This is a genomic window from Streptomyces sp. NPDC043726, from assembly GCF_056436565.1.
This window is the reverse complement of sequence record NZ_JBWKCI010000030.1, coordinates 1-10,538: the sequence shown is the minus strand read 5'-3', so window position 1 is coordinate 10,538 and position 10,538 is coordinate 1. Positions and strand designations below refer to the sequence as shown.

The window sequence follows — 10,538 nt, the reverse complement described above, 5'->3', positions numbered from 1 at the left end:
GTCAAACCATTCGACGCACCGTCCTGATTGACCGCCGACCCCCGCACCACCGCCAACACCCGATGACCACGACGACGAGCATCAGACAACCGCTCGACGACCAAGATGCCGACGCCCTCGGCCCACCCCGTTCCGTCCGCCGCCGAGGCGAAGGGCTTGCAGCGGCCGTCGGGGGACAACCCGCGCTGACGGCTGAATTCGAGGAAGAGACCAGGGCTCGGCATGACGGTGACGCCGCCCGCCAGGGCGAGCTCGCACTCGCCGCTCCGCAGCGACTGCACCGCCAAGTGCAGTGCGACCAGCGACGACGAACACGCCGTGTCGACCGTGACCGCCGGGCCCTCCAGGCCGAAGGTGTACGACAGCCGGCCGGAGACGACGCTCGCCGCGTTGCCGGTGAGGGAGAAGCCCTCCACGACGTCAGGCGTGCGCTCCAGGTCGACCAGGTAGCTCGGGTATCCGGCGCCGACGAAGACGCCGCTGTTCGAGCCCTTCAGCGAGGCGGCGGCGATGCCGGCGCGCTCCAGCGCTTCCCAGGTGGTCTCCAGGAGCAGCCGTTGCTGCGGGTCCATCGCCAGCGCCTCGCGCGGCGAGATACCGAAGAGGTGCGGGTCGAACTCGGCGGCGTCGTGCAGGAATCCACCATGGCGGGTGTAGCTGGTGCCGGGGTTGGCGGGGTCGGGGTGGTACAGCCCGTCCAGGTCCCAGCCCCGGTCGGCGGGGAAGTCCCCGATCGCGTCCGCGCCTTCGCTGACGAGCCGCCACAGGTCCTCCGGCGAGGCCACCCCGCCGGGGTAGCGGCAGGCCATGCCGACGATGGCGATCGGCTCGTCCGGCGTGGCGAGTGCGGTGGGGGCGGGCGACTTGTCCTCGCTGCCCCACAGTTCGGTGTGGAGGTGACCGGCGAGACGTGCCGGGGTGGGGTGGTCGAAGACGACGGCGGTGGGCAGTCGCAGCCCTGTTGCCGTGCCGAGTCGGTTGCGCAGTTCCACGGCGGTCAGGGAGTCGAAGCCCTGTTCCTTGAAGGAGCGTTCGGCGTCGACGGACTGCTCCGAGACATGCCCCAGTACGGCGGCGACATGCTCACGCACCAACTCCACGAGCCGCCGCTCCCGTTCGGCGCGGTTGAGCCCGCCGAGCGTGTCGGCCAAGGAGCCCGCGCCCCGGACCCCGGCCGTCCTGTCGGCCGAGCGCCGGATGGGCGCGGTGCGGACGAGTGCGCGGAGTGCCGGGGGCACGGCCTCGGCGCCCCGCAGTCCGGCAAGGTCGAGGCGGGCGGGCACCAGGGCCGCCTCAGCTGTGGCGACGGACCGGTCCAGCAGCGCCAAGCCCTCCGCCGACGGCAGCGGCGCCAGACCCATCCGGCTCAGCCGCTGCCGGTCGGCACGGCCCAACTCGCCCGTCATCGCGCTGGCCTGCTCCCACAGCCCCCATGCCAGCGACGTCGCCGCCGCGCCCTCGGCCCGACGGCGATGCGCCAGCGCGTCCAGGAACGCGTTGGCGGCGGCGTAGTTCGCCTGCCCCGAACCGCCCAGCACGCCTGACACCGACGAGTACAGCGTGAAGAACGCCAACTCGGCTTCGCGGGTCAGTTCGTGGAGATTCACGGCGGCTTCCACCTTCGGCCGCCAGACCGTGGCCAACTGCTCCGGGGTCATGGATCCGACGAGTCCGTCGGCGAGGACTCCCGCCGCATGTACGACACCGGTCAGCTTGCAGCCGTGCAGGAGGGCGGCGAGCTGGTCACGGTCGGCGACATCACAGGCGGCTATGGTCGCGGTCGCGCCCAACTCCGCCAGGTCAGATACGAGTTCGGCGGCTCCTGGGGCCTCCGGCCCCTGACGGCTGGTGAGCAGCAGACGCCGTACGCCGTGCTCGGTGACCAGGTGGCGCGCCGCCAGCGACCCCAGGGTCCCGGTGCCTCCCGTGATGAGAACGGTCCCGTCCGGGTCCAACGGCACCGGCATGGTCAGGGCGACCTTGCCGACATGCCGCGCCTGGCTCATGAACCGGAACGCCTCGCGAGCCCGCCGCACGTCCCACGCCCGCACGGGGGCCGGTTCCAGCACACCGGAGGCGAACAGGTCCATCAACCGCCGCAGCATCTCGCCGATCCGGACCGGACCGGCGTCCAGCATGTCGAAGGCGGTGTATTGCACGCCGTCGGCGAGCTGCTCCGATGCATCCCGGACATCCGTCTTTCCCATCTCCAGGAAGCGGCCACCGGACGTCAGCAGATCCAGTGAGGCGTCGACGTACTCGCCCGCGAGCGAGTTGAGGACCACATCCACACCGGCCTCGGCGAAGGCCTCCCGGAACCCCAGATCCCGCGAAGACGCGATCTGCTCATCCCTCAGACCCAGCCCTCGCAGTACGTCCCACTTCCCCGGGCTGGCTGTGGCCAAGACGGACGCCCCGAGGTGCCGGGCGAGCTGGATCGCCGCCATGCCGACCCCACCGGCACCGGCATGCACCAGCACGGTGTCGCCCTGCTGAACCGAACCGAGATCGACCAGGCCGTAATAGGCGGTCAGGAACACCACCGGCACGGACGCAGCCTGCTCATACGACCACCCCTCCGGCATCGGCACGACAAGCCGCGCATCAGCGACCGCCACCGGCCCGAAGCTCTCCAGCACCAGGCCCATCACCCGGTCTCCGGGGGCCAAGTCGGCTACGCCTTCACCGACTTCGAGCACCACGCCGGCCGCCTCGCTGCCCAGCACCGGACTGCCGGGATACATCCCGAGGCTCATCAGGACGTCACGGAAGTTCACTCCGGCCGCGCGGACGGCGATCCGGACCTGACCTGCGGCGAGCGGCGCGGACGCCTCCGGCGCCGGCACGAGCGCGAGTCCCTCCAGCGCGCCGGTACCCAAGGTGTCCAACCGCCAGGCCGATACGTCCGAGGGCGGGGTCAGGCTCTCCCCCGACCCGGCCGCACGCACCAGACGCGGCACCAGCACCCGGCCCTCACGAAGCGCCATCTGCGGCTCACCAGACGCCAGAGCAGCCCGTACGACCGCTTCGTCGTCGCCGCTGTCACGGCCCTCGACCGGATCGATGTCGATCAGCACGAAGCGGTCAGGATTCTCCGACTGCGCGGACCGTACGAGCCCCCACACGGGCGCGCTCGCCAGGTCGAGGACAGCACCGCCGTCGGTGGCCACCGCGCCCCGCGTCACCACTCCGAGCCGCGCCCCGGCCAGCCGCTCATCTTCCAGCCAGCCCTGGATCAGCGCCAACACAACGGAGGTGGTCCGGACGGCGGCCTCGGCAAGCTCCGCGTCGCCCCCAGGCCCGGCGACCTCGACCAGCGCGACCTCCGGGGCCTCCGCACCCGCATCAAGCGCGGCCCGTACGGCATCGATCCCGTCGTACCGGGTCACCTTCACGGAACCGGCATCGGCTGCGGCCGGAACAGTCGTCCAGTCGAGCCGGTACAGGGAATCGGGGCCGTTCGCCGCGGTCGCGGCCAGCTGATCGGCGGACACCGGACGCAGGAACAGCGACTCGGCTACGGCGATGGGGGCGCCGGTCGCGTCCGCGAGGTCCACGGAGAGCGTGTCGTCGCCGCTGGTGGTGATGCGGACGCGGGCGGCGGTGGCACCGGACGCGAGAAGGGAAACCCCCTCCCAAAGGAACGGCAACCGCAAGTCGCCGTGCGACTCCGTGGCCGCGAGCAGCGCGTGCAGCGCGGAGTCCAGCAGCGCCGGGTGCACGCCGTAGGCCGCCGCGTCCTGCGTCTCCGACAATTCCACTTCGGCGAAGACCTCGTCACCGCGCCGCCAGGCGGCGGTCAGGCCGCGGAAGGCGGGGCCGTAGCCGTAACCGGCGCTCTCTGCCTCGGCGTAGAACCCGGACACATCGACCGGCTCCGCGCCTTCCGGCGGCCACACCGTGAGGTCCGCGGTGGTCTCGACCGGCGCCTCCGCGAGGACGCCTTGCGCGTGCGCGGTCCAAGCGGCCTCGGGGCCCGACTCCTCCCCCCGGGAGTAGACGGTGAGCGAGCGCCGCCCGTCCTCGTCGGACGCACCCACCACGACCTGAACCTGAACCCCACCCTGGTCGGGCAGGACCAGCGGTGCCTGAAGCGTCAGTTCCCGCACGCTCCCGCACCCGACCTCATCCGCGGCGCGCACCGCCAGCTCCACGAAGGCCGTGCCCGGCAGCAACACCGTCCCCGCCACCGCATGGTCCGCGAGCCAGGGATGCGTCCGCAGCGACAACCGGCCTGTCAGCAGCACTCCGTCCCCAGCCGCGAGCGGAACCGCCGCACCCAGCAACGGATGCCCCGCCTCACCGAGCCCGAGACCGACGGGGTCGCCGGGGGCGGGGGCGTCGGTGAGCCAGTAGTGGTCGCGTTGGAAGGGGTACGTGGGGAGGTCGACGCGGGTTGGGTTGCGGCCGGTGAAGAGGGCCGGCCAGTCGACGTGGGCGCCGCTGGTCCAAAGGCGGGAGAGAGATGCCGTGAAGGTCTCGACCTCGTCGTGGCCCCGGCGGGTTGCGGGCACGAACAGGCCCTCCGCGCACTCTGCGCCCATCGCGGTCAGGGTGGCGTCCGGGCCCAGCTCCAGGAACTTCGTCACTCCGGCTTCGGCCAGCCAAGCGACTCCATCGGCGAAACGGACCGCCTCCCGCACGTGCCGCACCCAATAGGCGGCGGTCTGAAGCTCCTCGCCCGCGACACGACCCGACACATTCGACACCACGGGTATGCGGGGCGGCTGGTACGAGATACCGGAAGCGATCTCCTCGAAGTCGGCGAGCATCGGCTCCATCAACGAGGAGTGGAAGGCGTGCGAGACCGTCAGCCGCCGCGTCTTGACCCCGGCCTCCGTAAAGTGCTCCCGTACGGCATCGATCTCGGCCTCCGGACCGGAGAGGACGACCGAGGTCGGCCCGTTCACCGCCGCCAGATCGACCCGCTCCCCGACAGAAGCCAGAACATCCTCGACTGCGGCCTGCACCGCGAGCATCGCCCCACCCTCGGGCAGCGCCTGCATGAGCCGGCCCCGGGCCGAGACCAGTCGGCAGGCGCCCTCCAGAGAGAACACCCCCGCCACATACGCCGCTGTCAACTCACCGATCGAATGCCCCATGACGAAGTCCGGCCGCACACCCCAGGACTCCGCCAACCGGTAGAGAGCCACCTCCACCGCAAACAGACCAGGCTGGGTGAACGCCGTCTGGTCCAACAACTCAGGCTCAAGAAACAGCACTTCAGCGAGAGACTCCGGCAGCAGCCCGTCAAAGGCCTCGCACACCTCGCCCAACGCCCTCGCGAAGACCGGGAACTCGGCCGCCAGCTCCGCACCCATCCGAGCCCGCTGCGCACCCTGACCCGTGAACAGCACCGCGAGCCGGCCCTCGACCACCGCCCCCGACGAGCCGACATCCGCCAGCCCCGCCATCAGCTCAGCACGGTCACGGCCCCACACCACCGCCCGATGCCCCAGCCCAGCCCGACCGGTCGCCAACGACCAGCCCACATCCACCGGATCAAGAGCCCCGACCCCATCCGCAAGCTGCCCGGCCTGGGCCACCAACGCCTCAGCAGAACCCGCCGACAACACCCACGGCACCAAGCCGCTCACCGGCGGCAGCGCAGCAGACTCCACGGTCTCCTCAGCCGGAGCCGCGTCCGCCTGCTCCAAGATGACGTGCGCGTTCGTCCCGCCGATACCGAACGCCGAGACACCAGCCCGCCGCGCCCGCCCTGTCTCGGGCCAGTCGATTCCTTCGGTGAGCAGCGCGACGGCACCGGAGGACCAGTCGACGTGCGGGGTGGGTTCGTCGACGTGCAGGGTGCGGGGCAGGACACCCTCCCGCATCGCCATCACCATCTTGATGACACCCGCGACACCGGCAGCGGCCTGCGCATGCCCGATGTTCGACTTCACCGACCCCAACCACAACGGCCGCTCGGCATCCCGCCCCTGGCCATACGTGGCCAGCAGCGCCTGCGCCTCGATCGGATCACCCAACGTCGTGCCCGTACCGTGCGCCTCCACCACATCCACATCACCGGCCGACAACCCAGCACTGGCCAACGCCTGCCGAATCACCCGCTGCTGGGAAGGCCCGTTCGGCGCCGTCAAACCATTCGACGCACCGTCCTGATTGACCGCCGACCCCCGCACCACCGCGAGCACCTGATGCCCATGGCGCCGAGCATCCGACAACCGCTCCAGCAACAGCACACCCGCACCCTCAGCCCACCCCGTCCCATCCGCAGCCGCCGCGAACGACTTGCACCGACCATCCGCGGCCAACCCCCGCTGACGGCTGAACTCCAGGAAGGTCCGGGGAGTCGGCATGACGGTGACGCCTCCGGCGAGGGCCATGTCGCACTCACCGTTCCGCAGGGCCTGCACGGCCATGTGCAGCGCGACCAGCGATGACGAGCAGGCCGTATCGACGGAGACCGCAGGGCCCTCGAGCCCGAAGGTGTAGGCGAGCCGGCCCGAGAGGACGCTGGCCCAGCTTCCGGTGCCGAGGTAGCCCTCGACCTCCTCGGGGACGTTGTGCAGTCGGCTGGCGTAGTCGTGGTACATGACTCCCGCGAAGACACCGGTACGACTGCCCCGCACCGAGTCCACCGCGATACCCGCCCGCTCGAACACCTCCCACGACGTCTCCAACAGCAACCGCTGCTGCGGATCCATCGCCACCGCCTCACGCGGCGAGACCCCGAACAGCTGAGGGTCGAACTCAGCAGCGTCGTACAGGAACCCACCCTCCCGGGCGTACGACTTCCCCACCGCCCCCGGATCCGGATCGAACAACCCCTCCAGATCCCAACCCCGATCCACCGGGAACCCACCCACCGCATCCCGGCCCTCCACCACCAACCGCCACAACCCCTCCGGCGACCTCACCCCACCCGGATACCGACACGCCACCGCCACGATCGCCACCGGATCGTCGTCCACACGAACAGCAGGCACCACCGGCTGAACCCCACCAGCGGACCCCACCAACTCATCCACCAGCAGACCCGCCACCGCCACCGGCGTCGGAAAATCGAACACCAACGTCGCCGGCAACCTCACCCCCGACGCCTCACCCAACCGATTCCGCAACTCCACCGCCAACAACGAGTCGAAACCCAACTCCTTGAAGGTGCGATCGGTGTCGATCGTCCGCTCCGAGGCGTGTCCCAGAACGAGGGCCACGCTGGACCGGACCACGCCGAGAAGTTCGTGCTGCTGCTCCTCGCGGGAGAGCCCGGCCAGCCTTCGGGTGAGCGAGCCGGTGGCGGCTTCGCTCTCCAGGCCCGTGGCCCTGCGCCGAGCGGTGCTCCGGACGAGGCCACGCAGCAACGGGGGCACGGTTCCCGTGCGGACGGCGGCGGTGTTCAGACGGGCGGTGACGAGCAGCGGCTCGTCGCTGGTGAGCGCGGTGTCGAAGAGGGCCAGGCCCTGGTCGGAGGGGAGACCCACGATCCCGGCCCGCCCCATCCGGGCCACGGCCGTTTCGTCCATGTGGCCGGTCATCCCGCTGGCGTCCGCCCACAAGCCCCAGGCCAGGGAGGTCCCGGGCAGTCCTGCGGCCCGGCGCTGCTGGGCGAGGGCGTCCAAGAAGGTGTTCGCGGCGGCGTAGTTGGCCTGGCCCGGCCCGCCCAGGACGCCGACCACGGACGAGAAGAGGACGAAGGCCGAGAGATCGAGATCGCGCGTCAGCTCGTGCAGATTGACGGCCGCGTCCACCTTGGGACGCAGGACCCGTTCGAAGTGCCCAGGGGTGAGCCCCGTGACCACGGCGTCGTCGAGAACGCCCGCGAGGTGCACGACACCCGTGACCGGATGCTCGGCGAGCAGCGCCCGCAAGGCCTCACGATCGGCTGCGTCACAGGCCACCACCTCGGCAACCGCCCCCGCGGCCGCCAACTCACCCACCAACACCGCCGACCCCGGGGCCTCGGCCCCCCGACGGCTGGCGAGCACCAGCCTCCGCACCCCGTGCTCCGCCACCAAGTGCCGAGCCACCAGGGCGCCCAAGGTCCCCGTACCACCCGTGACCAGTACCGCGCCGTCGCCGAACCGGGTCGCCTCACCGGAGGCGTCGGCGCGAGCCAGGCGCGGGGCGAGCACCTGATCACCCCGGACGGCGACCTGCCACTCCCCTCCCTGGATCGAGGCGAGACCCTTGCGGACGGCCGGACCGTGGCCGCCCCCGGGGTCCAGGTCGAGCAGCCCGAATCGCCCGGGATTCTCGGCCTCGGCCGAACGCAGCAGCCCCCACACGGCGGAGGCGGCGAGATCAGCGGGCCCGTCCCCACCCGTGCCCACGGCGCCGCGCGTCGCGACCACCAAGCGCGCCTCGGCGAACCGCTCGTCCGCCAGCCAGGCCCGGACGGTCTCCCAAGTCCTCAGAACCGTACGACGGACGGCTTCCGCGGATCCGTGGCCCCCGCCGTCGACGGGCAGCACCACCACGGAGGGGAGCTCCGTCTCCAGCCGGGCCAGGTCGTCCAGGCTGCCCAGGAGGGGAAGGCCGAAGCCGAACGGGTCGGCATCGCCGAGTACCGCACAACTGGGCTCGTCGAGACCGGCCGTAGACGACGCAAGGGGTGTCCAGTCCAGCCGGAACAAGGACTCCCGAACCGTGGACCCGGAGGACCCCAACCCCTCCACCGCAACCGGCCGCAACGCCAACGACTCCACATGCGCCACCGGCGCACCCCCGGCATCGGCCACCCACACCGACACCGCGTCCCCACCAACCGGAACCAACCGCACCCGCACCGCCGACGCCCCCACCGCCGACAACGACACCCCCGACCACACAAACGGCAACCGAGTCTCTCCACCACCCACCGGCAACACCGCATGCAACGCCGCGTCCAACAAAGCCGGATGAACCCCGAACCGCGAAGCCTCGCCCCGCCCCTGCTCCCCCAGCTCGACCTCGGCGAAGACCTCATCCCCACGCCGCCACACCGCACGCAGCCCCTGGAACACCGGCCCGTAGTGATAGCCGGAGGCGTGGAGTCGGTCGTACAAGTCGCCGATCTCCACCGGCTCGGCGCCTGCGGGCGGCCAGACCGCCAGGTCGGCGGAGGGGGTCTGCGGTTCCCCGGCGGCGAGGGTGCCCTCGGCGTGAAGGGTCCACTCCTGGTCGGGTCCGGAGTCCTCCGGACGGGAATACACCGCGATGGAGCGCTGCCCGTCGCTCTCCTGCCCGCCGACGACGAGCTGGAGGTGAACGGCGCCGCGCTCAGGAAGAACCAGCGGAGCCTGAAGCGTCAGTTCGCTCAGTCGACCGCAACCAACCTCGTCCCCCGCGCGGATCGCCAGCTCCACAAAGCCGGTTCCCGGGAACAGCACCGTGCCGGCCACCGCGTGGTCCGCGAGCCAGGGATGGGTGCGCAGCGAGAGCCGGCCGGTCAGCACGGCACCGTCACTGGCGGCGAGGCTCACTGCGGCGCCGAGCAGCGGATGGTCGGGAGCGGCGAGACCGGCGCCACCGATGTCGGCGGCGCCTGTGCCGGACTCCAGCCAGTAGCGCTGGTGCTGGAAGGCGTACGTCGGCAGATCGACCCGCTGCACAGCACGGCCCGCGAAGACGGCGGACCAGTCGATCTCCGTCCCGTGGACCCAGAGTTCGGCCGCGTTCGCGATGAAGCGGCCGTTCTCCTCCTCATCCCTCCGAAGGGTGCCGACCACCGTGACCGGCTTCTCCTCGGCCTCCGCGATGGCCTGGACACCCATGGTCAGCACCGGATGGGCGCTCACCTCGACGAACCGGAAGTGCCCCTGCCCCAGCGCCTCTCGGACGGCCTTAGTGAAGCGAACCGGCTTACGCAAGCCCTCGTACCAGTACGAGGCGCCCATCGCCGTCGTGTCCAACACCCCACCGGTGACGGTGGAGATCACCGGGATGCGGGAAGAGTGCGCCGCCACCGGCGACAGCACCTCAAGCAACCGCTCCCGAATGTCCTCCACGTGCGCGGAATGCGAGGCGTAGTCCACCGGAACCCTGCGCGCCCGGACGCCATTGGCTTCAGCGAGAGCGCTGATCTCGTCCAGCGCCTCCGGATCACCGGCCACCACGGTCGCATCGGGGCCGTTGTAGACAGCCACCGCGACGCGCTCGCCGTACGGCTCAACCCACGCCGACGCCTGATCAGCGCCCGTCGCCAGCGACAACATCCCACCGCGACCGGCGAGTTCATCCCGTATCGCAGCAGACCGCAGCGCCACAACCCGAGCCGCGTCCTCTAGACTCAGCGCACCAACCACCGCAGCAGCCGCGATCTCCCCCTGCGAATGACCAATCACCGCGGCCGGCTCGACACCCCAGGACTCCCAGACCGCAGCCAGCGACACCATGACCGCCCACAGCACAGGCTGGACCACGTCCACCCGCCGCATCCACGCGTCATCCTCGCCGCCCAGCACCTCCGTCAACGACCAGTCAACGAAGGAGCCGAGAGCTGCCTCGCACTCCGCCACACGCGCCGCGAACACCGGCGAGGACTCAAGGAGTCCGCGCCCCATCCCCAACCACTGCGCCCCCTGACCGGGGAACAC

The 10,538-nt window shown here is 71.0% G+C and carries 1 protein-coding gene; it reads right to left on the bottom strand.

The annotated features are described in order from the left end of the window. A partial coding sequence (locus tag AC068Z_RS42180; protein WP_478569083.1) for an SDR family NAD(P)-dependent oxidoreductase occupies positions 1 to 10,538 on the bottom strand: 10,538 nt, incomplete at both ends.